The following is a 22615-nucleotide window of genomic DNA, read 5'->3' as shown; positions in this document are numbered from 1 at the left end:
GCCCCGACGCCGCGAGGCGACTCAGTGAAACGTCGCGCCCGCGCCGACTTTCGTCTGGTACGCGCGAGCGTCCACGCCGACGTCTTCGAACGCGTCGAGCATCGCGCTGGCGACGCGGGCGCGGTCGGTACCGCGACAGACGGCCAGAAGCGACGGCCCCGCCCCAGAGACCGTGACGCCGGTCGCACCGGCCGCCAAGGCGGCGTCTCGAACGTCGTCGTAGCCGGTTATCAGTTCCGCGCGGGCGGGCGTGACGATGCGTTCGTCCATCCCCGCGCCGACGAGTTCCGGGTCGCTCCGGCACATCCCCACCGCCAGCGTCGCCGCCGACCCGACGGTGTGAACCACGTCGTCCATGTCGGCCCGCGAGGGGACGACGCGCCGGGCGTCGCGCGTCGAGACGGCGATTTCGGGCAGGCAGGCGACGAGCGGAATGTCGGTCTCTACCGGCGTCACCGCGCCGTGGCGGGCGACGGTGAAGCCGCCGAGAAGCGCGGGCGCGACGTTGTCCGAGTGCGCCTCTCCGGAGACGACGGCTTCGCCCTCGGCGGCGATGGGGACGAGTTCCTGCCGGGAGTAGCCGCGGTCGTAGAGGCCGTTGAGCGCGAGTGCGGCCGCGGCGGAACTGGCCGCCGAGGAGCCGAGTCCCGACGAGGGGCGGACGCCCTTGTCGATGCGGATGTGCGCGGGGGCATCTAACGCCTCCGCGACGGCCCCGACGACGTTCTTCTCGGGGTCTTCGGGGATGTACTGGCTCCCGGCTCCGGTCACCTCTATCGTTGTCTTTTCGGCCTTCTCGACGCGGACGACGTCCGCCGGTCGGTCGAGGGCGACGCCGAACACGTCGAAGCCGCTCCCGAGGTTCGCGCTCGTCGCGGGTGCCCTGACCGTTCGCATATGGGAGACGGCTTACCAGAGTGCGGATAAAAATGTAGCGAACCGTAGGAGAATCCGGCTCTCGGCGTCGGCGGAGTCCACCGCGACGCAGCGAGTGGGGACGAGCGGAAGGGACTTTTCCCGCCGTCTCGTAGCCCGGGACATGATTGGCGTCGTCGGCGGCGGCATCGCGGGACTCGCCGCGGCCTACCGACTGCGACAGCAGGGCTACGAGACGCAGGTGTTCGAGGCCACGGACCAGGTCGGCGGTCTCGCGGCCGTCTACGAGACGCCCGGTGACGACATCGAGAAGTTCTACCACCACCTCTCGAAGTCAGAAGAGACCATCGTCGAACTCGCCGAGGAACTCGGACTCGGCGACCGGTTGGAGTGGCGCGTCGGCAAGAACGCCTACTACGTCGACGGCGTCGTCCACCCCCTCGACACGGCGTGGCAGATAGCCGCCTACCCGCACATGAGCCTCTACGACAAGTTCCGTCTGGGGATGCTCACGCAGGGTATCGACGTCCGCGGCGGCGTGCCCGACTTCGACGCCTACGACGACCTGAGCGAGTACGAACACGTCGGCATCGAGGAGTTCGTCGTCGAACACACGACTCGCGGCGTCTACGAGAACTTCGTGGACCCCTTGCTGGACGGCAAGTTCGGCGACAGGAAACACGACGTCTCCGCGGCGTGGTTCCTCGGCAGAGTCCGGTTCCGCGGGGAACGAGACCTGTTGCGCGGCGAGATTCTCGGCTACTTCGACGGCGGGTTCCGCCCGTTCCTCGACGCTCTCGTCGAGGCGGTCGGTCGCGAGAACATCACGACGGGTGCGCCGGTGACGGGGCTCTCGATGGGCGAGGACGGCGTCGAAGCGTTGACCGTCGAGACGGACGAGGGAGCGCAGACCCACGAGGTGGACGACGTCGTCGTCGCCGCGATGCCGAACGTCCTCGAAGGACTCACCGGCTACGAGTGCGACGTGGACTTCCAGGGCGCGGTCTGCGGCCTCGCGACGATGGAAGAGTCGCTGATGGATACCTACTGGCTGAACGTGGCCCACGACGCGCCGTTCGGCGCACTCATCGAACACACGAACTTCGTCCCCAAGGAGCGATACGGCGGGCAACACCTGCTCTACGTCGCCGCCTACGTGCAGGACGAAGACGAGGACATCTGGCAGATGGACGACGAGGAACTCAGGCGGGTGTGGTTGAGCGAGATAGCCGACATGTTCCCCGAGTTCGACCCCTCCTCGGTGTCCGAGTTCCGCGTCGCGCGGAACCCCCGCGCCGCGCCGGTGTACGAACGCGGCTACCTCGATTTGGTCGTGCCGTACGACCTCGGAGACGACGTCGGCGAGGGCGTCTACTACGCCGGAATGGCGAGCGAGGCGCAGTACCCAGAGCGAAGCCTCAACGGGGGCATCGTCGCGGGCTACGAATGCGCGGACCGCATCGTCCGGAAACGCGCCCGGGGCGGCGACGGCCGAGGGGTCACCGAGACGGACGGCGTCGCCGCAGACGGAGGGAGTCGAGAGTAATCGCGGGCGCGGGTCGCCGCATCGTTCGGGAACGTGACATTCTTCGGGAACCGCAATAGAGCATACCCTCCTGCGGTCGGTATCTCCTACGCATCTATGAGCGACACCGAGAGCCGAGACGACGACGCCGCGGAGATGCCGGTCGAGATGGGCAAAGCGACGATAGTCTACGAGCATCCGGAAGAGGGGACAAAAGAGGTGACCGTCTCGAACGAGCAGGTGGTCTACGCGCAGGACCACTGGGCGTTCATGTCGGGCACCGACGAGGAGGGCAACGACCTGGTGCGGCGAATCCCCCGCGACAAGGTTCACTACGTCGAACGGAACGTCCAGAAGTTCGAAGACGAGGTGAAGACGGTTCGCCACCGCGTCGAGTCTCTCGCGAACGAAGTCAGGCAGAAACTTCCGGTCAACGCCGGCGACGGCAAACGGAAGTCCCGCGGGGAGGCCTCCGAACCTCACCGAATCGACGTCGAAACGGACGACGACGACGACAACCGAGAGCGATAGACTGACTCTCTCGGGTCCCGACAGAACCGAAAGGGCTTTTCCCGCTCCTGACTGACTAGTCAGTTAGTGACCGACGACAGAGACACCCCCGCGCCGCGAGACGTCCACGAGGAGGTCATGGAGGCCACCTACCGGGCGCTCTGTGACAACGGGTTCGCCTCGCTGACGATGCAGGATATCGCGGACGAGGCCGGAAAGAGCACGTCGCTTCTCCACTACCACTACGACACGAAGCGGAACCTTCTGGTTTCTTTTCTGGCGTATCTGCTGGAGGGGTTCGAAGAGAAGTTCGAGGAGACGGAAGGCGAGAGTCCGGACGAACGACTGCGGACGCTCGTCGACCGGTTGCTCCCGGACGACGACGACGACGACGACGAGTACGCGCGGTTCGGCCGCGCTCTGATGGAACTTCGGATGCGCGCCCCCTACGAGGACGCCTACCGCGAGCAACTGCAGACGAACATGCGAACGCTCCGCGACCGGTTCGCGGCTGTCATCCGCGAGGGCGTCGAGACGGGGACGTTCCGCGAGGTTGACCCCGAACGAACCGCGCGCCTCCTCCTCGACGCCCTCGACGGGGCCCGAAGCGCGCACGTGACACTCGGCGACGACGACGCGCCCGAGGAGATAGCCGCGGCCTTAGACGAGTTCGTCCTCTCGTCTATTCTCAGAGCGGACGCGGAGGCCGACGACGAGTGAGTCACCGAGACGTGAATCTGACGGACGGCGACTTGGTGAAGCCGATGTTGGTGCTTTCTCTCCCCATCGTCCTCTCGCAGTTGATGCAGGTGGCGTACAACCTCGCGGACACGTTCTGGGTCGGCCGAATCGGGTCGGAGGCGGTGTCGGCGCTGTCGTTCTCGTGGCCCCTCGTCTTTCTCATGATCTCGTTCGGCGGCGGGTTCACCGTCGCCGGGACGGTACTCGTCGCCCAGAACAAGGGCGCGGGGAACCACGATGAGGTGAACCACGTGGCCGCCCAGACGCTCGGATTCGTCATCCTGCTGTCTGCGGGGTTCGCCGCCGTCGGCTACCTGCTGACGCCGTCGCTTCTGCCCCTCATCGGGACGACGCCCGGAACGACGGTTCACCGTCTCTCCGTCGAGTACACTCGAACTATCTTCCTCGGCGTCGCCTTCATGTTCGGGTTCTTCATGTTTCAGGCGCTGCTTCGCGGGTGGGGCGACACCAAGACGCCGATGTATCTGATGGCGTTCGGCGTCGTCGTCAACGTCGTCCTCGACCCGTTTCTCATCCTCGGATTCGACGCCAACCCGGTCCTCGGCGCTCTCGGACTGGAGAGTCTCGGCGCGTCGCTGTTCGCCGCGACGGGGTTCTCCGGGTTCGGCGTCCAAGGCGCGGCCATCGCGACGGTGTTCTCGCGCGCGTTGGGCGCGGGCATCGGCTTCGCCCTCCTGTTTTCGGGCCGCGTGGGCATCGACATCTCGCCTGCAGACCTCGTGCCGCAAAGAGAGACCGTCGAGAAGATAGTCCGCATCGGAGCGCCCTCCAGCATCGAGCAGTCCACCCGCGCCCTCGGCGTCACCGTGTTGACCGCTCTCGTGGCGTTCGCCGGTGCCTCCGCGGCGGGCGTCGGGACCGACACCGCCGTCGCCGCGTTCGGTATCGGGAACCGCCTCAACTCGCTCGTGTTCCTCCCGGCTATCGGCCTCGCGCAGGGCACCTCGACGGTGGTGGGACAGAACCTCGGGGCGGGACAGTCAGACCGCGCCGAACGCGCCGTCCACGTCTCCGCCGGACTCATCGCCGCCGTCTTGGTGTTCGTCTCCGCGGCGGCGTACCTGTTCGCGGCGCCCATCGTGGCGGTGTTCATCCCCGGCGAGGAGGCGGTCATCGCCGTCGGCGCGGACTACCTCCGCATCATCGGCCCGACGTTCCTCTTTCTCGGGGTGTTCAACGTCGTAAACGGCGGCTTCCGCGGAAGCGGGTCGACGCGGACCGCGATGGCGTTTTCGCTGGTCTCGCTTTGGGTGCTTCGCCTGCCCATCTCGTACGTCCTCGTCGAGTTCACCTCGTTGGGGCCGACGGGCATCTGGTACGGAATCGCCGCCTCGAACGTCGCGGCGGCGATGCTCGCGGCGGCGTGGTTCACGCGCGGCACGTGGAAAGAGAGCGTCGTCGAACGCGGGTCGCACGTCCCGGCCGACGACTGAGTCCGGCCGGACGCGCCGTCAGGCCGACTCTTCGTCCACGTCCGACTCTTGGACGCCCGGCGCGACGCTCACGTCCACGTCTTCCGGTTCGTCTCGGCCGCCGACGCGGATTTCGCCGGACTCGTCTTCGACGTACACGTCGTCTGCGAACCCGCCCTCCGCGTGGGGATGGACCGGGTCGTCGAGTCGTTCGGGCGTCGAGGGAGCGTCCGGAATCTCGCGGGTGCGGAAGTCGCCGAGGGGGTCCGCGATGTCGATGTCGTACCGCTCGAAAAAGTCGCGGTAGCGTTCGTAGTGGTCCTCGAGTTCGTCCGCCGGGAACTCCATCATCTCCGTCCAGCCGTGGTTGTAGAAGTCGAAGTTCGCCTGCACGTGCGTTATCTCGCGGGCCTTCGCCTCGGTGAACCCCTCTTCGAGGGCGCGGACGTACGTGTCGAACGTGCAGTCGAAGAACGCCTCCATCCGCGGTTCGCGTTCCTCTCGGCGCGCCGGGTCGGCTTTCTCGCCGAAGATTCGCACGTGCATGTCCACGAGTTTCTCCGTCGCGATGTCGCCGACGACGGGCATCGTCAAGGCCTTCTTCGCGGCGAAGTGGCGGATGTTCTGACGTATCTTCATCGTTACCGGAGGTTAGGACCGGACGCTCTTCAAGCCCACGCGTGCGTTCTCGCCGCGACCTGATTTACGCGCCGACCGCCGCGGCTCGCAGACGAGCGCCCCCGAGACGGCCTCTCGGCCGACGAGCGCCCGTCGCCGCAACGTACACGCGAATAGACGGATAGCAACCCACATTAACCCCGGCCTCAAATCATCCGATTATGACCCAGTCGTACGTGATCATCGGCGACGGGATTGCGGGGAGTTCCGCCGCAGAGACCCTCCGCGAGGAGGACCCCGACGCCGACATCATCGTAATCACGGACGAGGGCGAGGCCCTGTACAACCGGATTCTCATCAAAGAGTTCGCGAAGGGTAAGCTGCCCGAGGCACCGATTTCCATCCACGAAGAGGACTGGTACGACGAGCGAGACATCGACCTCCGACTCAACACGCTCGTCGTGGACGTCGACCCGGACGGACACACCGTCACGACCCACGACGGCGAGGAGATATCCTACGACAAACTCCTCTACTCGACGGGCGGGACGCCGACGCAACTGCCGGTCGACAACTCCGACGCCGACGGCATCCACCACTTCTGGACGTTCCAAGACGCCCGGAAGATTCGCGAGCACATCGAACGAGCCGACAGTTCCGTCGTCGTCGGCGCGGGTCTGCTCGGCATCGACCTCGCGGCCATCACCGCCGCGAACGACGTCGAAGGCAAGTACCTGATGCGCGGCAACGCCTGGTGGCGCTACGCCCTCTCCGAAGAGGGCGCGGAGATAATCCACGACGCCCTCCGCGAACGGAACGTCGAACCCGTCTTCGAGTCCGGCGTCGACCACTTCGAGACCGACGACGAGGGCACCGTCACCACCGCCGTCGATCCCAACGGCGACCGCTACGACGCCGACTTCGTCGGCATCGCCATCGGCCTGGACTTCAACACCGAGATTCTGCAGGACACCGACGTGGAGTGCGACAACGGCGTCGTCGTCGACGAGTACATGCAGACGAGCGACGAGGACATCTACGCCGCGGGCGACATTACCCAGTTCCACGACGTCATCCTCGGCGAACGCGCGCAGAACGGCGCGTGGGGGTCCGCGAAAGAACAGGGGACCATCGCCGCAAAGAACATGGTGAACCCTCAGTCCGAGGAGTTCCGGTGGGTCTCTTCGTACTCCATCACTCACTTCGACTTCCCGTTCCTCTCCTTTGGCCACCCGACGCTCGGCGACGACGAAGTCGAAGCGAAACACTCCGAAGACGAGTGGCGGCGTCTCGCGTTCAAGGACGGCAAAATCGTCGGCGGCGTCCTCATCGGCGACCTCTCGCCGCAGAGCAAGTACAAGAAGCTCATGCGCGAGGAACGCGTCGTCGCGGACCAAAAGGACGTCCTGATGCGAGAGCAGTTCGACATCGACGACCTGGAACTCGAAGAAGCCCCGGCGGAGTAATCGCTCCCCCTCGACTCCTCGATTTTTCTCTCTCGCGTAGCCGTCTCGCTCTCGTCGCCCAGCGTCTCGACTCTGCGTGTCCACCAAACGTTTATCAGCTGCGAGTGGCTAGTGGTAACATATGTCACGAACGGCGAGCGACCAGAGTCTCGACGGACTGGCGGACGGGTCGTCCGTGGTCGTCGTTTCACCGGAGCGGATAGACCCCGACGCGCGGGTGCGGGACTTCGACCAACTGTCGGCGTCCGCACAGCGACTGTTCGTCTCCGAGGAGGAGACGAACCCCGCGACGGCAGCCGACCTCGACCCCGGCGACGTGGTCCGATTCACCGACTACTACCGCGTCCGCTGAGAGCGACCGTTCTCTCGGAATCGGCGGCGGCGCGCCGTCTCAACCGAAGGCGTTTTGCGCCAGACGCGAGGAGAGGTACGTATGGATGGTGGCGGCAGTACGGACATGACGCTCGCGTTCGAGTTGGAGGCGTTGAAATCGCTCGCGGACCCAAACGCCGTGTTCAACGACGCCCGTCAGTGGACGGAGTACGTCGGCGTCGTGAGCGAAAAGCCCACGTACGTGGTGACCAACTTCACGCGAAAGCACCGCATCCGACAGGACTTCTTCTCCGGCCCCCGCGGCGTCGAAGAGAGTCTGGACAACGTCAAACAGCAGTTCGACACCGACCGGCACGTCTTCGTCGGCACCTCCGAGGAGGACCGGGCCGTCGCGGAGGACGCATCGTGGGAGTACCTCCCGCTCTCACAGGCCGCCGAGGCCGCAAACTGGGCGCTCGCGGGCGAATCGCCCGAAGAAGACCCCTTCGAGTCCGAGGGGCGCGACGACTGGCCCTGACTCGCTCCGACCGTCACCGATATCGGAGATATCACCCGCCTCGACGCCGTTTTCTCGGTTCTCTCGATTTCCGAAGCGAAAGCACTAATCGCCGCGCGTCCGTCCCTCTACTCAATGAGTCACCAGTTGCCTGACGTACAGGCAAGTCGCCCCGACGTCACCGTGGGGCTGAGTCAGGTCGGCGTCACGGGCGTGGACAAACTCGTCAAAATCGCCCGCGACGACAAGCGGCCGCTCGTTTTGATGGCCGAGTTCGAGGTGTTCGTCGACCTCCCGAGCGGTCGGAAGGGAATCGACATGAGCCGAAACATGCAGGTCATAGACGAGACGCTCGAATCCGCCGTCTCCGAACCCGCCTACCGCGTCGAGGACATGTGCGGCGACGCCGCCGAGCGACTCCTCGCGAAACACGAGTACACTTCGACCGCCGAAGTCCGCATGACGGCCGAACTCGTCCTCCGCGAGGACACGCCCGCGAGCGGACTCGCGACGCAGGGGACGGCGACCATCATCGCGAGCGCCGTCGCGACCGACGAGGGAACGCGCGAGGAGATAGGCGCGGAAGTGACCGGGATGACGGTCTGTCCCTGTTCGCAGGGCATGTCCGCCTCCCGGGCGCGTGACGTCCTGCAGGATTTAGCGGTGGACGACGACACGATAGAGGAGTTCCTCCAAAAGGTGCCGCAACCGGGCCACTCCCAGCGCGGACACGCGACGCTCACCGTCACGACGGAGGGCTCTCCCGACGTGGACCTGATGGACCTCATCGACATCGCCCGCGACTCGATGTCGGCGCGCATCTACAACCTCGCGAAGCGTCCGGACGAAGACCACATGACGTACGAGGCACACGCGAACGCGAAGTTCGTCGAGGACTGCGTTCGGTCGATGGCCGATCAGGTCCGCGATGAACTCGACCACCTCGACGACGACGCCGTCGTCTACATGAAGCAGTCGAACGACGAGTCCATCCACCAGCACAACGCCCACGCCGAGCGAGAAGTGACGTTCGAACGGCTCGAAAGCGAGATGGACCAGTAGAACGGACGCGTCGCCGGTCTCTTAGTTTTCGCCGCCAGAGAGCGCTCGCCGACTACTCGCCGGACGCGGACGACGAAAGCGAGAGCGGTTCCGCCGCCTCCCACCGCGGGTCGAACATCGATCGGATATCGGCGCTGAACTCGGGGTCCTTCAGGTCTATCATCGCGAACGCCTCGCCGGGGTCGAGCGGATTCGGCACCTCGATGCACACTTCCACGTCGTCGATGAGGTTGAACGTCCCCGAGAGTTTCGGCGACGTGCGTACGGTGAACTGCGGGTGGTCCGCCAGACTGTCGAGGTAGCGTTCGCCCACGCTCTCGGGGAGCGAGGTGACGAGGTCCGGCGACATCAGGACGGACACCTCCACGCCGCGGTCGAGCGCCGTCGCTAACTCCTCCGTCACCAGGTCGCCGACCTCTCCGAGGTCGAACTGCGCCGAGGGCGTCCCGACGACCATGACCAAAGAGTCGTCGGCGGCCGCGAGTCGTTCCAACAGCAGATCGACGGACTCGTCGGTGCCGACGGCGGCGGTCCAGAACTGTCCCTGCACGGGTTCGGCCGTCTCCAGTTCGTCCGAAAGGTCGTCGACGACCGCCTCGTACTGTTCTGCCTTCTCGTCGAGTTCGCGCCGCTTGCTCTCTAACAGACGGTCGAGCGCCATATCGGGCTCGACGGCGACGTACTTTTTCGGCCGACTCGCGGCCTGACTCCGCACGAGGCTGTGCTGTTCGAGGCTGTTCAACACGTCGTATATCCGACCCATCGGCACGTCGCTGGCGCGAGACAACTCTTTTGCGGTTGTCGCGCCCGTTCGGAGGAGAGACCGATACGCCCGAGCCTCGTACTCGGACAACCCCAGGTCCCGAAGACTAGCCATACCTTCGTCTCACTATCCAGCACTAAAAACGCATCGGGTGTTTACACCCGCTCACCGTTGACCGACGTTTCGTCGCATCCGCTCGTCTCGGCGCGCCGAATCGACGCTCAGACGCCCGCGTCGAGAGCGGAGACGGCGGCCATCAGTTCGTCCGGCGTCGTCGCCGTCGCCTCCTCGTCGCCGAGTCGGACGACGGCGTTCCCTGCCGGGACGTCCGCGTCGGGGACCACCACCTTCTCGTGGTCCGCGACGCGCATCGCCGCCCGGTGGAGGTCGGACCCCGCGGGGGACCCGACGTCGACGACGAGCGTCGGGTGCGTCAGTCGCGCCGCGACGCCGCCGTAGCCCGCGACTTGGACGCCGATGCGGTCCCACGCGCCGCCGAACGCCGCTACCGCGTCGTGGGCGGCCTCCTCGTAGCGGTCCTCGCCCGTCACCGCCGCGAGGTCGAGTAGCGCGTCCGCCATCTCGACGTTCCCGTCGAGGGGTCGAAGCGTCTTGTCGAGGAGTCCGACGTCCGTCTCGGGGCCGTCACGGAACGCACCTCCCGGCTCTTGGAGTTCGTCGATGGCCGCGTCGGCGACCGGACGGGCGGTTTCGACGGCGTCCTCGTCGCCGACGACCTGTCGGGCGCGGACGAACGCGGAGACGACGCGGGCGTGGTCTTCGAGGAGGAGCGACTCGCCCGACTCGTCTTTCGTCCGGTAGTGGGTGACGACGCCATCTTCGAGCAGCGACGAATCGACGTACTCCAACGCGCGGCGGGCGTACTCGGTCGCTCTCTCGTCGTCGGTGTACGCGGCGAACGTCAGCAACGCGTCCGCGGCGAGGGCGTTGGCTCCGGCGTACGCGGTCAAATCGCGCCGCGGTCCGGTCTCGCCCGCGCGTTCTTCGGCACCGCCGTCGTAGTAGTCTGACTCCTCGGCGGGGCCGAGACTGCCCCCGAAGGCCGCGCCGTTCCAGAGGCTCTCGACGAGGAAATCGAGCGTCTCGCGGACCGGTTCGGCGAACCCCTCGTCGCCGGTGTACAGGTAGCCGTTCGCGAAGGCGCGGCACAGCGCCGCGTTGGCGTCGAGCAGTTTCTCGTGGTGCGGGTCGGTCCAGTCCGGTCTGTCGGCGTACCGGAAGAACCCGCCCTCCACGTCGTCGAACAGCGATTCGCGAATCGCACCGAGCGTCTCCACCCCCTGTTCGCGGGCGCGTTTCAGCGCGAACTCGACGGTGCGCGGCATCGGGAACTTCGCGCCGTCGCCCCACCCGGCGAAGCGGTGGTCGTACTTCTCGTCGAGTTGTCCCGCGAGATGCTCCTCGATTCTGGTCGTCACCTCGCCCGCGGGCGTCGGCTTGCCCGCGAGGGCGCGCGGGACGCGCCCCGCCTCCTCGCCTTTCTCCGTCCAGACGTCGCGGACGCGTTCGAGTACCTGTCGCATCCCGTCGGGACCGAGATACGTCGCCCCGTTCAGGAGGTCACCGCTCGGGGTGAGAAACACCGTCGAGGGGAACCCGCCCATGTTGTACCGCTCTCGAACTCGCGGGTTGCGGTCTACGTCCACGCGGACGGGGACGAACCGGTCGTTGACGTTCGCGGCGATTCGCGGTTCCGCGTACGTCTCGACGTCCATCTCGTGACAGCCGTCGCACCACGTCGCGGTCAGAGAGAGCAACACCGGCTTGTCGGCCGCCCGCGCCTCCTCGAACGCGTCGGGTCCCCACCTGCGCCACTCGACCCGCGTCTGGTCGTCTGCCATGTTCGCTCTCGGTGGGCGCGTGGGGTAAGCCCTTCGAGGTAGGGTGCCGACCCGCGAACGTCACAAGGGCTTTGAACGGTGACCGAAAAGGTACCCCCATGCAGACGCGCTGGGTCATCGCGATTCTCCTCGCGATACCGCTCGCCGATACGTTGCTTCTCGTCCCCGTGGCGAACGCCATCGGGTTCGCCGCGACGGTACTTCTGGTCGTCCTCACGGGTCTCGTCGGCATGCTCCTCGTCCGCGCCGAGGGGCGGCACACGCTCTCGAAACTCCAACGGAAGGTGTCCACCGGCGGCATCCCGACGGACGAACTGTTAGACGGCGGCTTGCTCATCGCCGCGGGGGCGTTCCTCCTCACCCCGGGCATCGTCACGGACCTGCTCGGGTTCTCGCTGGCGCTTCCGGTGACGCGCTACCCCATCCGCGAGGTGGTGAAACGCTACGTGGTGAAGCCGTACCTCGAAAAACAGACCGACGGATTCGTCTCCGGCACCGTCTGGTCCGGCGGCTACCCCGACGGCGACGTCGTCGACCTGGACCCCGAGAACTACGGCCGCAGAGACGACGACAATTCGTAACAGTGCACGGGGCCGCCCCGAAAGGAAACCCTTAAAGTCGAAACCGAACAACGACTGAATGCGCTCACCTGGGCCAATAGCTCAGTCAGGTTGAGCGCTCGGCTGATAACCGGGAGGTCCGCGGTTCAAATCCGCGTTGGCCCATCCACAGCGCGAACGGTCTTTGACCGTTCCGCGTTAGGGGCTGAGAACTCCCCAGCCACCTAACTTCGTTCCAAACTATTCTGACTAGAACCATCTGTCTTCGGTGATTTGAGTCGCAGAGCGAGCGCAGGTCGCCGCAGTCACGCGTTGTTCGTGGGCCGGAATCGACGAACCGGTCGCGTCCGAACAGACGCGAGCGAACCACCTGACCGAACTCTGGCGCATATCGAGTGCGGTATCGGGAGCGAGCAGTTCTCGCGGAACCGAGATCAGGAACTGAGCGGGTAGTCGGCTACCACAACAGCGGTATCCGTTAGTCCATCCGCATAACTGCTAAACGAAACTGTTCGAACGACCCAATGACCTCGACAAACTCACCGAGGTCGATGGGCTTTTCGAGGACCGCATCTTCGTCCGCGTCGTCGTCGAAGTCACGCGATTTTATCAGGTCCTGGTTAATCCCGGTCAACACGATGACGGGAACGTCGTTCAGTTCGGGATGGTGTTTGATCTCGTGGAGAATCTCCTCCCCGTCCACTTTCGGCAGATGCAGGTCGAGTAATACGATATCTGGTCGGGGAGCGTCCTCGTACTCCTCGCGCTGATAGATGAAGTCGAGTGCCGCTTGGCCGTCGGTAACGGTGTGGAGTGTGTTTGCGACGTTGCCGTCGGAGAAGGCTTCTTCTATGAGGCGGATATCCCCACGGTTGTCTTCTATCAGCAGTATCACCGCTTCTGATGGCCCATTTCCCATTGGTGTGAGGATATGAGTTAACTGGTATGAGCGTTCTGTGGGGGACGTAAGAACCGGAATTTCAAGCGTCCAGTACTGACCACTGCGACCGTCCATCGTCCAGTAATCCCCCGGACGCAGCCTCGAACAAGAAATCGCGGCGGACAGAACGGGGTTCTATCACCCCGTCGCTGTCGAATAGCGTTCCGTCGCGTGCAACCGGCGTTTCAGGCCGACTTCGGCGCGACGCTGACCTTCGGGGCCACCCCGGCGTGCGGGGGGCCGACCACGAAGATATCGCTCACGGCGAGTCCGGCGCGTTCGCTGTGTTCGCGGAGCGTCGTTTCGGAGTCCGCGTCGTACCGGCACATCGTCGCGCCGATGGATCCATCCCCCTTGAGGAACGTCTGAGAGCCGAGGTACGACATCGGAACTCCCTCGCTTCGTAGTTCGTCGATGGCGTCGCCCGAACTTTCGACCGCCTGCTCCAACTGCTCGGTTGTAATTCCCGCTTCGAACTCGCGCAATACGTCGTAGTTAGTCATGGTGTTTCCTGAGAAGGAACGATACAGCGTTCGGGTCCTCGCTACTAGTACGCCCTACTATATAATAAACGTTCGTTATAATTATCCGGCGCTTTTTATACGAACATCCCCCGAAGAGTGAGTCATCGGGCGTCGTCGAATCGCTTGTCGGTGGCCGTTTACTCGCGTCTCTCCATCGGGCAGGGGGGACAAATGCGCCCGAGAGACGCGCGTCACCCTCGACGCCTCAGAACTGCCGTTCGAACTCCACGGGCTCCGAAATCGTGTAGTACGGCCCGCCGAGTCGCCCGACGGTGTCGACCTTCGTCATATCTATCTGCCCGTCGGTCAACACCCGGTCTGCGACGTGGACGTACTGCACCTCGCCGAGAACCATCAGTCGGTCATGAACCTCGTGTGAGTCGTACAGGGTGCACTCCATCGTGACGGCGGCGTCGGCGACGCGCGAGGCGTCGATTCGTCGGCAGTCCGCGCGGTCTATCTCCGCGAGATCGAACTCGCTTTCCCCCGGTGGGAGGCGTTCGGAGGTGGTGTCCATCTGCTGTAAGAGGGGTTCGGTGACGACGTTCACGGCGAACTCGCCGGTGTCCAACGCGTTTCGGGCGGTGTCTTTCAGGCCGCCGTGGTCCGCGTTCGGACTGTTGAACGACACTACGGGCTGCTTCGAGGAGACGTAGTTGTAGGAACTGAACGGCGCGAGGTTCTCTCTGCCCGCTTCGTCGGCGGTGCTTATCCACGCTATCGGTCGCGGACTGACGGCGCTCTTTATCAGACGCGCGCTCTCGCGGCCGTCGACTTCCGTCACGTCGAACTCTTTCATCGTCAGATACTCTCCGCCCCGCCGTATGAAGCGTTGGGTCTGGTGAAAAATACTCGCTCACATACACTTTCATCAGCGTTCGCACATTCTGCGTCCGAGATTCCAATCTTGACGACGGAGACGGGATTCATCGTCGGCACTCGTCTGTTATTCTCCATGACAGTTCCGCGTTCCGCGGTGATGCTCGTCGCCGTGCTCTCCGTGATTCTCGCGGGGTGCGCCGGTCAGGGGGGAGTCGCGGCCACACCCGACGACGTGATAGAGACGCCGTCGGCGGCGGCGGACGGTTCGCCTGCATCGGTGTCGGCGTCCTCCGGGGCGGACGGCAACGGCAGCCTCGAAGTCCACTTCATCAACGTCGGACAGGGTTCGAGCATCCTAGTCGTCTCTCCGTCGGGCGAAACGATGCTGATAGACACCGGCGACTGGCGCGACGACGGCGAGGACGTGCTACAGTACCTCGACCGACAGAACGTCTCTCGTATCGACCACCTCGTCACCTCTCACGCCGACGCCGACCACATCGGCGGTCACGCGGCCGTCATCGACCGCTACGAGACCGAGAAAGGCGGCGTCGGCGCGGTGTACGACCCCGGAATCGCGTCGTCGTCGAAGACGTACGAGCGGTATCTCGACGCCGTCGAACGGCACGACGTTCCGTTGTACGAAGTCGCCGCAAACGACACGATACCCTTCGCGGGCGCGAACGCGACGGTCCTCGCACCGCCCGAAACGCCGCTTGCGAACGGAGACCGAAACGAGAACAGCGTCGTCCTCTCGGTCAGGAACGACTCGCAGTCGCCCGGATTCCTCCTCCCCGGCGACGCAGAGAGCGAGGGGGAAGACTACCTCACGCGCGACGACGGGCCGAACCTGAACGCGACCGTACTGCAGGTCGGGCACCACGGGAGTCGTTCGAGCACGAGCGAGGCCCTCCTGGACGAGAGTTCGCCACGGGTCGCCGTCGTCTCTAGCGCGTACGACTCCCAGTACGGTCACCCGCACAACGAGACTCTCGAGAGACTCTCGTCGCGGTCGGTTCCGACCTACTGGACGGGCGTCCACGGGGACGTCGTCTTCGTGGAGTCGGGAGACGAACTCGTCGTCGAGACGCAACGGAACGCGACGACGAACCCCCTCGAACTGCGCTCGGAACCCCCGATAGAACCGGGAACGGGACCGGCGGTCACCGAACGGAGTCGTCTCCTCGTCGCGAACGCGAGCGGTTCCGAGGAGACGGTCGCCGATGCCCGCAGTCCGACCGCGACGCACGCGGAACGGCCGACTGCGACCGCTACGCCGACGCCTACCGCCACCCCGACGCCGACGTCTTCGGCACCGAAGGCGATTTCTCTCACCGACATCAACGCCGACGCGGACGGAAACGACCACGACAACCTCGACGACGAGTACCTCGTGTTCACGAACACGGGCGAGTCGGCGGTGGACCTCGCGGGGTGGACAGTCGAAGACGACGCAGACCACACCTACGCGTTCCCGGATGGGTTCACGCTCGGTCCGGGCGCGAGCGTCACACTCCACACCGGGACCGGCGACGACACGGACTCCGACCTCTACTGGGGGTCCGGACGCGCCGTCTGGAACAACGGCGGCGACACCGTCACCGTAACCGACGACTCGGGGGCCGTCGTCATCGAAGAGACGTACGCATGACCGACAGAATCTACACCGCCGTACTGGACCGCTTCGAGGAGGAACGAGCGGTACTCCTCCTCGAACGAGGGGACGAACTCGTCGACGAGGTGGTCGTCCCCGAGTCGATGATACCGGCGGCGGGAAGACACCAAGACGCCGTCTTCGGCGTCTATCTCACGGACGAGGAGTCGACCGAGTTCCGTTACGACCCGGAGCGAACCGCCTCTCGCGGCGACCGGGCGCAGTCCCGCTTCGACCGCCTCTCGCGGCGATTGCCCGCCGAGGATGCCGACTCGGACACCGAGTGAACGCCGCCCGAACGCGGGAGCGAACGGCCGTTCGACCGCCCTTCGTTCTGCGTCGTCTCACCTGTGACCTCTCTCCAATTTACTCGATTCCGTATTACAGTAGTGTTATCTGTTAGCACGATATATGACTCTCTGATGCCAGAAATCAACGTCTCGGAACCCCTGTACCGCCAACTCGTCGCCGCGTCCGAGGACGAGGACTTAGACGAGACGATGTGGAAGATGGTCGGTCGCTACAGTCGCGGCAACACGCCGGGCGACTGAGGTTGGCGCTACCCCTCCCGCGGTCACCCCCGTTTTCGGTCACCTGACAAACTCGTTAGTCGAGTCCCTTCTCGTGGTGCTATCTCGCAGATCTAACATCTGAACTACACTTTCAGAGATTATTTCGCGTTGTAAAACATCTGTCAGATGTTGCAGGTGAGACGCCGAGTTTGACGATCAGGGTGACGTTCATCGGCGAGAGGAATGGGGAGTATAGTATGGCAGGCACGCGTCCCGGAGTAGCACTCGCCGTCGCCCTCGCAGTTCTTCTCGCAGGGTGTACCGGCGGCGGTGGAGAGACCGAGACCGCGCCCGACGACGTGATCGAGACTCCGGAACCGACGGCAGACGGATTCGATTCGTCCGCATCGCCCACGACGGAGCGAACCGACTCGACCGAGACGACGGCCCCCGAGACTTCGACGCCGACGTCTACGCCGACGGCCACGGAAACTCCGACGGCAGACGATTCCAGTTCGTCCTCGTCGTCTTCGTCTTCGTCGTCCTCGTCGTCCGGAGCGAACGACGACGACGATGATGACCGCGATGAGGACGACCCGGACGAGGTGACGACCGTTCCCGAGACGCAGACACCGACGGACACGGCCACGCCGACGGAGGCTCCGACGACGAACGGTTCCGATTCGCCCGCGTCCTCCGCGAGCGAGGACGACGACGCGAACGACGGAAACGATGCGGACGGAGAGGAAGAGGGTGCAGACGAGAATGCGACCGAATCCGAGGCATCGACGAGAACGCCGACTGAGACGGCGACAGATCCAGAAACTGCGACGCCGACAGAAACGGAGAGCCTAGACCCGACGGCGACGGCGACTCCGGAACCGACGGCGACGGCGACTCCGGAACCGACGGCGACGGCGACTCCGGAACCGACGGCGACAGCGACTCCGGAACCGACGGCGACCCCGGAACCGACGGCGACGGCGACCCCGGAACCGACCGCTACTGAGGTTATAACCCCGACGGTCACCGAGACCGTGACGTCCACGGCCACCGAAACCCCGGAACCGACGGCGACGGAGACTCTCACGTCGGTGGCCACCGATACACCGACGTCGACAGTCACAGAAACCGTAACATCGACGGTCACCGAAACTCTGACCTCGACGGCGACGCGGACGCTGGCATCGACGGCCACTCAGACTCCAACCTCGACGGTCACAGAGTCTCTGACACCGACGGCCGCGGAGCCTTCGACATCGGCGGCGACAGAGAGCCCAGAGCAGGCGGCGACGGCAACTCCGGAACCAACGGCCACTGAGACAGTAGAGCCGACGGCGACAGAGAGCCCAGAACCAACGGCTACCGAAACAGCAGAACCGACGGCGACAGCGAGTCCGGAACCGACGGCGACAGCGAGTCCGGAACCGACGGTGACGGCAACTCTGGAACCGACGGCGACAGCGAGTCCGGAACCGACGGTGACGGCAACTCCGGAACCGACGGCGACAGCGAGTCCGGAACCGACGGCGACGGCAACTCCGGAACCGACGACCACTGACACTTCGTCTACGACGGGGGCGCTCTCGTCGGCATCGTGAGCGACTCTCTCACCGACCTCGGGTCGCGCGTGAGCGGACTGCGACGGATTCTCGCGACGTTCGCTCGAACGTGAAAATAACCCACGAGAGGCATCGAGACTGCCCTCTGCGGGGAGAACGGGTATACGTCTTCGTCCCCAAGAGAGGACGTGGCAGATAACGACGACCTCGGTTCGGTCTCCGGTCTCCCGGAGGAACTGGGCATCGATACCGACCTGCAGAAGTCCCAACAGGAGTTGACGGTTCGGCGCGACACCCGCCGGTACGGGAAGGCGATGACCGTCGTTTCGGGGTTCGATCTCTCCCGAGACGAGATGAAGGAGGTCGCGTCGGCGTTGAAGCGAAAACTCGCCTGCGGCGGGACCGTTGAGGACGACGAGATAGAACTGCAAGGCGACCACACAGACCGCGTGCACGACATCCTGCACGAGATGGGCTACCAGACGACGACCGACTGAACTCGAACCGGGTGGTGCGAACGTCCGGGCCGCTTTTTTGACGATCAGAACCGTTCGCGCAGGAACGTCCGTTCCCGCGGAAAGAGGCGTTCGAGCGTACGCGCCGCCTCGTCTTCGACCGACGCGTCACCCGCGCGAACCGCCTCCTCGACGGTGCGCGCGCCGACGAGCAGTTGCGACAACGCGCCGATTTCTATCTCGCAGTCGGGCGCGGTTCCGCCTCCGACGCGCCGACAGGCCGCGCCGTCGGACGCGACGTCGAGTCTGAATATGTCGTCGTTCCACTCGCACCGGTCGTCTCTCACGTCGAGTGTGACCGTCCCTTCGGCGTCGTACGATATCTCGGTCAACGCCGACGCCACGTCCACGATTCGGACCATCGGGCCGGGTCGAATCGTGAGCGTCGCCGCCCGGGGGTCGGGGTAGTCGTCGATGGGCCGGGACCACTCGGGGAGGCGGGCGAAGTACACCTCCGCTACCTGCGAGTCGTGGTCGCGACAGAACCGCTTGAGGTGTCCGTCCGCTTCCTCGTCGGCCGCCGCGAGTTCGTGGACGTGCAGTCGCTGTCTCCCGTCGTCGCGTTCTTCGAACGAGTAGACGACGTACCCGCGGAGGGTGTCGTCGTCGTCTTCCCAGCCGTAGACGAACGACTCCGGCGTCTCCCCGCCGAAGACGTCGTCGAACCACCACCCCTCGGTTCGCTTCACCGCGAGAGCCTCCGTCGCCCACGCCTCGTGGACGGCGCGCATCGCGTCGATATCTTCGTCTGCGCGGAGTCGTCTGAACGACCCCGCCGGGTCGGGCGCGACGGCGGACAGTTGCTCGGGCGGCACGGCGAGTCGCGCGTGGTTGCTCGCCGTCGCCCACCCGAACCGGCGGTAGAACGCGTACTCGAAGGGCCAAAGCGTCGAGAGGGCGACTCCCTCCTCGCGGTGGCGTTCGAGAAGCGCACAGAGCATACGCCCGACGATGCCCCGCCTGCGCGTCTCCGGCGGGGAGGCCACCGCCGCCAGCCCCGGCATCCGGTGCCAGTCGCCGCGGACGCGAACGGTGAAGTCGTAGACCCCGCACACGGCCGCGAGGGCGGATTTCTCGGGCTCTTCGTCCGGCGGCGTCTCGTAGAACCCGAACGGCGTGAACAGGTGGGGGTGGCCGTCGTCGTCGGAGTCCCAGTCGGGACCCTCCGTCGGGTTGAACGCGTAGTTGACGCGTTCGTCGAAGGCGTCGAGGTGCGCGTCGGGGAGCCTACGAAAGTGCATACCCCCGTCTCTCCCCCGGGAGAGCAAAAACTCCGCCTATTCGACTCGTCCGTGCGTTCCGCGGCACCGACGCCCGACGAGACGGCTCAGCGCCTTCTCGGGTCGTTTCCGTCGCCCTCGTCGAGGGGGTCTTCGAGTTCCCCCATCACCGCCTCGAAGGTGTCCGTCGCCGTCAGCAGTCCGACCACCTCTCCCTCCGAGACGACGAGCGCAAGCTCTTGGTGTTCGTCTTGGAACCTGTCTATCGCCTCGCTGACCGTCACGTCCGGCGAGAGCGTCATCGGCGGGGCGGCGAGGTCCTCGAACGTCGCCTCGCCGCGTTCGAGGTCGGATATCCTCTCGATGACGGATGGGACGTAGACGATACCGCGGAAATCCTCGGGTTCGCTCCCGACGAGCGGATACCTCGTGTGCGGCGACTCCGACAGTCGATGAAGGTTCTCCTCGACGGACGCTTCCGTCGAGAGGTAGACTACGTCCTCGGCGTCGACCATCTCCCTATCGACGCGTTGCGTGCCCGCGGCCAACGCGCCGAGAACCTCCTCGTGGCGTTCCTCCGAGAGTTCGCCGCGTTCGAGGACGTTGTCGAGGCGGTTGTGCAACTGCGCTCTCGTCTCGATGACCTCCTCTTCGGTTTCGAGCCACGCTCCCGTCATCTCGATACCGAACAGGCCGAGCGTCCACTTCGCGACGGTGTCGCCGACGGTCATGACGGGCCGGATGACCCACGCGAACCAGTACAGCGGCGTCGCGCCGTACCGACACACCATCTTGGTTCGCTCGACGCCCAGATACGTCGGCGTCTGCTCGCCGTGGGTGAGGTGGACGAGGTTAATGAGACCGAACGCGAGCAGTCCGCCGGCCCCGATGCTGGCGAAGGCGGTGTTCTCGAAGAACGGCTCGAACATCGCCGCGAGCGCGGGTTCGGCCACGATACCGACGGCGATGCTCGACGCGGTTATCCCCACCTGACAGCTGGTGAGATATATCTCCAGTTCGTCGGTCATCTCCCACGCGCGGCGGAGTCCCGACGTGTCGAACTCCGAGGCCGGGTACTGGCGGACGCGCGTGAGGGCGAACTCGATTGCGACGAAAAAGCCGTTCGCGAGGATGAGGAGGACGCCGGCGAAGAGACGGCCCCCCAGTTCTATCGGCGTCATCTAAATGGACAGTAACGTTGCTCGATGTTGGAAGCATCGGCTAGCTGGCGGGGCCCGCCACCGGGCGGACCGAACCGGGGCTTTCAGGGCGGTTCGGTTCCGACACGCGAGTATGAGCGACGACGAAAGCGGGAGGCGTTCGTCCGACGCGGAGGAGGAATCGCGCATCTTCGCGTTGACGCGCGACAAACTCCTCTTGATCACGATTCTGTTCCTCGGTATCGCCGGGTCGGGCATCGCGCGGCGCGTCCTCGGTGAACTCGGCTACAACGAGGTCGGACGCGTCGTGTTCATCCTCGGCTACGTGGGGATGATAATCGCACTCTGGTACGGGTGGATACGGCCGCTCGACATCACCGGCCCCACCGAGCGGTGACCTCTCGCTCCGCCACGTAAATACTGCGCCGGAAAGAACGGAACTTTAATACTCGATTCGCGCCGAAACTCCGACCAAGGATGCTTCCCCTACAGCTCATAGACAGTTTCCTGCTCGAATACAACGTCGGGCAGGCGCTGTTGCTCGTCTTCGTACTCGCGACAGTGGGCACGCTCCCGCTGAAATCGCAGAAAATCGTCGCTCTCAACGCCACCCTCTTCGGCGTCATCTTCCTTCTGACGCCGCAGTCGTTGGTTCCGCCGCACTACATGTATCTCGGTATCGCGCTTCTCGTGGTCGGCCCGATGCTGCTCACGACCGCGAACCGGTAACTGCGAAGGCGACCGTCGCCGCATCCTGTTTTCCGTCCGTCGCTCCCCGGAGCGCGACGTTTAAACGGCGAGGGCGACAACGGCGGGTATGGCACAACCGCGCGTCCCCGGTGGCGGAGGGGAGGCACTCGAACTTCCGTGCGGGGAGACGAAGTCGCTCCACAGCCTCGACCTCGGGATGCGAGAGTTCGGCTGTTCGTGCGGGGAGGACCACGCCGTCGTGATGGACGTTCACCCGCCCGACCGATTCCTCCCGGAGTTTCTCGTCGACGTCCTGCGCGAGGCCGTCGAGACGACGAGCGAGGAGATGCCCGAGTTCGACACGCCGCATCTGCTCGGCATCGTCCTCGAGGAGTTTCCGGACCGAGTCGTCTCCGAGGACGTGAGCGACGACGGCGACATCGGCGCCGGAATCGTCTGGGTGACCGACTTCGACTCCCGGAGGCTCCACGAGATAATCGTCGAACTCGTCGTCGAACTGATGGAACACGCCGTCTCGCACGCCGACGACGACAGCGCGATTTCGGAGTTCGAAGCGCAGATGATGGACTTCGACGTCGCGGCGTTCGTCGCTGAGTACCGCGCCCAACGCGACATCTCCGAAGACGACCTGTACGTCTAATCGCCTCCGGTACGCCGATTCGACTCGTTTCTCGCCGACGTAGCCGTCGTCCCTCCGGCCGACGGCCCGACCGAGCGTTCGCGTCTCGCCTTCCCGCCGGACACCGAGCG

27 protein-coding genes and 1 tRNA gene are annotated in these 22615 nt (G+C 65.1%); 17 read left to right on the top strand and 11 right to left on the bottom strand.

Annotation, left to right across the window (positions count from 1 at the left end):
* Positions 1–21 precede the first annotated feature (21 nt).
* The gene (locus tag BM167_RS10885) at positions 22–897 is read right to left on the bottom strand and encodes a homoserine kinase (protein WP_092892349.1); all 876 of its coding nucleotides are present in this window, start codon (positions 895–897) and stop codon (positions 22–24) included.
* Between the two features lie 142 nt (positions 898–1039).
* On the opposite strand from BM167_RS10885, the gene BM167_RS10880 reads away from it, so the two are divergent.
* The 4 genes from BM167_RS10880 (at position 1040) to BM167_RS10865 (ending at position 5106) form a co-directional block, all read left to right on the top strand.
* Entirely contained in the window at positions 1040–2422 is a 1383-nt protein-coding gene (locus BM167_RS10880) for an NAD(P)/FAD-dependent oxidoreductase (RefSeq protein WP_092892347.1), read from the top strand.
* Between the two features lie 96 nt (positions 2423–2518).
* The gene (locus BM167_RS10875; RefSeq protein WP_092892345.1) at positions 2519–2932 is read left to right on the top strand and encodes a hypothetical protein; all 414 of its coding nucleotides are present in this window, start codon (positions 2519–2521) and stop codon (positions 2930–2932) included.
* Positions 2933–3049: 117 nt separating this feature from the next.
* The gene (locus tag BM167_RS10870) at positions 3050–3631 is read left to right on the top strand and encodes a TetR/AcrR family transcriptional regulator (RefSeq protein WP_092893077.1); all 582 of its coding nucleotides are present in this window, start codon (positions 3050–3052) and stop codon (positions 3629–3631) included.
* Positions 3632–3675: 44 nt separating this feature from the next.
* Positions 3676–5106 (top strand): MATE family efflux transporter, encoded by a 1431-nt coding sequence (locus tag BM167_RS10865; RefSeq protein WP_092893076.1) that lies wholly within the window; start codon positions 3676–3678, stop codon positions 5104–5106.
* A gap of 18 nt (positions 5107–5124) precedes the next feature.
* On the opposite strand, the gene BM167_RS10860 is transcribed toward BM167_RS10865, so the two are convergent.
* The gene (locus tag BM167_RS10860; protein WP_092892343.1) at positions 5125–5724 is read right to left on the bottom strand and encodes a DUF6149 family protein; all 600 of its coding nucleotides are present in this window, start codon (positions 5722–5724) and stop codon (positions 5125–5127) included.
* Between the two features lie 200 nt (positions 5725–5924).
* Here BM167_RS10860 and BM167_RS10855 point away from each other — a divergent pair, with 200 nt between their 5' ends.
* The 4 genes from BM167_RS10855 (at position 5925) to mptA (ending at position 9060) form a co-directional block, all read left to right on the top strand.
* A complete protein-coding gene (locus BM167_RS10855; protein ID WP_092892341.1) occupies positions 5925–7169 on the top strand; it encodes an NAD(P)/FAD-dependent oxidoreductase in 1245 nt (414 codons plus the stop codon).
* A gap of 121 nt (positions 7170–7290) precedes the next feature.
* Positions 7291–7521: a hypothetical protein gene (locus tag BM167_RS10850; RefSeq protein ID WP_092892339.1), complete on the top strand. Its 231-nt coding sequence runs from the start codon at positions 7291–7293 to the stop codon at positions 7519–7521.
* A gap of 81 nt (positions 7522–7602) precedes the next feature.
* Entirely contained in the window at positions 7603–8019 is a 417-nt protein-coding gene (locus BM167_RS10845; RefSeq protein WP_092892337.1) for a DUF7124 domain-containing protein, read from the top strand.
* Between the two features lie 114 nt (positions 8020–8133).
* Positions 8134–9060, top strand: a complete 927-nt coding sequence (gene mptA / locus BM167_RS10840; protein WP_092892335.1) for a GTP cyclohydrolase MptA — start codon at positions 8134–8136, stop codon at positions 9058–9060.
* 52 nt (positions 9061–9112) lie between these two features.
* Here mptA and BM167_RS10835 read toward each other — a convergent pair whose 3' ends face one another.
* Both BM167_RS10835 and BM167_RS10830 read right to left on the bottom strand, forming a co-directional pair.
* Complete coding sequence (locus tag BM167_RS10835; RefSeq protein WP_092892333.1) at positions 9113–9937, bottom strand: TrmB family transcriptional regulator; 825 nt, start codon at positions 9935–9937, stop codon at positions 9113–9115.
* A 107-nt stretch (positions 9938–10044) separates the two neighbouring features.
* Complete coding sequence (locus BM167_RS10830; protein WP_092892331.1) at positions 10045–11685, bottom strand: DUF255 domain-containing protein; 1641 nt, start codon at positions 11683–11685, stop codon at positions 10045–10047.
* 98 nt (positions 11686–11783) lie between these two features.
* Between BM167_RS10830 and BM167_RS10825 the strand changes: the two genes are divergently transcribed.
* Both BM167_RS10825 and BM167_RS10820 read left to right on the top strand, forming a co-directional pair.
* On the top strand, positions 11784–12266 hold the full coding sequence (locus BM167_RS10825; protein WP_092892329.1) for an FxsA family protein: 483 nt from the start codon (positions 11784–11786) through the stop codon (positions 12264–12266).
* 70 nt (positions 12267–12336) lie between these two features.
* Positions 12337–12410, top strand: a tRNA-Ile gene (locus BM167_RS10820).
* Positions 12411–12723: 313 nt separating this feature from the next.
* On the opposite strand, the gene BM167_RS10815 is transcribed toward BM167_RS10820, so the two are convergent.
* The 3 genes from BM167_RS10815 to BM167_RS10805 form a co-directional block, all read right to left on the bottom strand.
* The gene (locus BM167_RS10815) at positions 12724–13164 is read right to left on the bottom strand and encodes a response regulator (protein ID WP_092892326.1); all 441 of its coding nucleotides are present in this window, start codon (positions 13162–13164) and stop codon (positions 12724–12726) included.
* 206 nt (positions 13165–13370) lie between these two features.
* A complete protein-coding gene (locus BM167_RS10810; protein ID WP_092892324.1) occupies positions 13371–13688 on the bottom strand; it encodes a nickel-binding protein in 318 nt (105 codons plus the stop codon).
* Positions 13689–13914: 226 nt separating this feature from the next.
* Complete coding sequence (locus tag BM167_RS10805) at positions 13915–14508, bottom strand: flavin reductase family protein (protein WP_092892322.1); 594 nt, start codon at positions 14506–14508, stop codon at positions 13915–13917.
* 156 nt (positions 14509–14664) lie between these two features.
* On the opposite strand from BM167_RS10805, the gene BM167_RS10800 reads away from it, so the two are divergent.
* From BM167_RS10800 to BM167_RS18885, 3 genes are all read left to right on the top strand, one after another.
* Entirely contained in the window at positions 14665–16182 is a 1518-nt protein-coding gene (locus tag BM167_RS10800; protein WP_092892320.1) for a lamin tail domain-containing protein, read from the top strand.
* Entirely contained in the window at positions 16179–16472 is a 294-nt protein-coding gene (locus BM167_RS10795) for a DUF3006 domain-containing protein (RefSeq protein WP_092892318.1), read from the top strand. Before BM167_RS10800 ends, BM167_RS10795 begins: the two co-directional genes overlap by 4 nt.
* Positions 16473–16607: 135 nt before the next feature.
* Positions 16608–16736, top strand: coding sequence for a hypothetical protein (locus BM167_RS18885; protein WP_281244627.1), 129 nt, complete (start codon positions 16608–16610; stop codon positions 16734–16736).
* A gap of 112 nt (positions 16737–16848) precedes the next feature.
* Here the strand turns inward: BM167_RS18885 and BM167_RS18140 are convergent, their stop codons facing one another.
* Positions 16849–17340, bottom strand: a complete 492-nt coding sequence (locus tag BM167_RS18140) for a hypothetical protein (RefSeq protein WP_143095496.1) — start codon at positions 17338–17340, stop codon at positions 16849–16851.
* A gap of 555 nt (positions 17341–17895) precedes the next feature.
* A complete protein-coding gene (locus BM167_RS18790) occupies positions 17896–18255 on the bottom strand; it encodes a hypothetical protein (RefSeq protein ID WP_245781342.1) in 360 nt (119 codons plus the stop codon).
* Positions 18256–18447: 192 nt separating this feature from the next.
* On the opposite strand from BM167_RS18790, the gene yciH reads away from it, so the two are divergent.
* A complete protein-coding gene (yciH, locus tag BM167_RS10780) occupies positions 18448–18756 on the top strand; it encodes a stress response translation initiation inhibitor YciH (protein ID WP_092892311.1) in 309 nt (102 codons plus the stop codon).
* A gap of 44 nt (positions 18757–18800) precedes the next feature.
* Here the strand turns inward: yciH and BM167_RS10775 are convergent, their stop codons facing one another.
* Entirely contained in the window at positions 18801–20015 is a 1215-nt protein-coding gene (locus BM167_RS10775) for a GNAT family N-acetyltransferase (protein WP_092892308.1), read from the bottom strand.
* An 86-nt stretch (positions 20016–20101) separates the two neighbouring features.
* A complete protein-coding gene (locus BM167_RS10770; protein ID WP_092892306.1) occupies positions 20102–21175 on the bottom strand; it encodes a CNNM domain-containing protein in 1074 nt (357 codons plus the stop codon).
* Positions 21176–21287: 112 nt separating this feature from the next.
* On the opposite strand from BM167_RS10770, the gene BM167_RS10765 reads away from it, so the two are divergent.
* The 3 genes from BM167_RS10765 to BM167_RS10755 all read left to right on the top strand — a co-directional run bounded on the left by BM167_RS10765 (position 21288) and on the right by BM167_RS10755 (position 22505).
* Entirely contained in the window at positions 21288–21551 is a 264-nt protein-coding gene (locus tag BM167_RS10765) for a DUF7996 family protein (RefSeq protein WP_092892304.1), read from the top strand.
* 80 nt (positions 21552–21631) lie between these two features.
* Complete coding sequence (locus tag BM167_RS10760) at positions 21632–21883, top strand: DUF8006 family protein (protein ID WP_092892302.1); 252 nt, start codon at positions 21632–21634, stop codon at positions 21881–21883.
* An 88-nt stretch (positions 21884–21971) separates the two neighbouring features.
* The gene (locus BM167_RS10755) at positions 21972–22505 is read left to right on the top strand and encodes a DUF5815 family protein (protein WP_092892300.1); all 534 of its coding nucleotides are present in this window, start codon (positions 21972–21974) and stop codon (positions 22503–22505) included.
* Positions 22506–22615 lie beyond the last annotated feature (110 nt).

This window comes from Halopelagius inordinatus, from assembly GCF_900113245.1.
Lineage (GTDB): Archaea > Halobacteriota > Halobacteria > Halobacteriales > Haloferacaceae > Halopelagius > Halopelagius inordinatus.
Note: the sequence above shows the minus strand (reverse complement) of the source record. Positions and strands in the feature narration are given on the sequence as shown.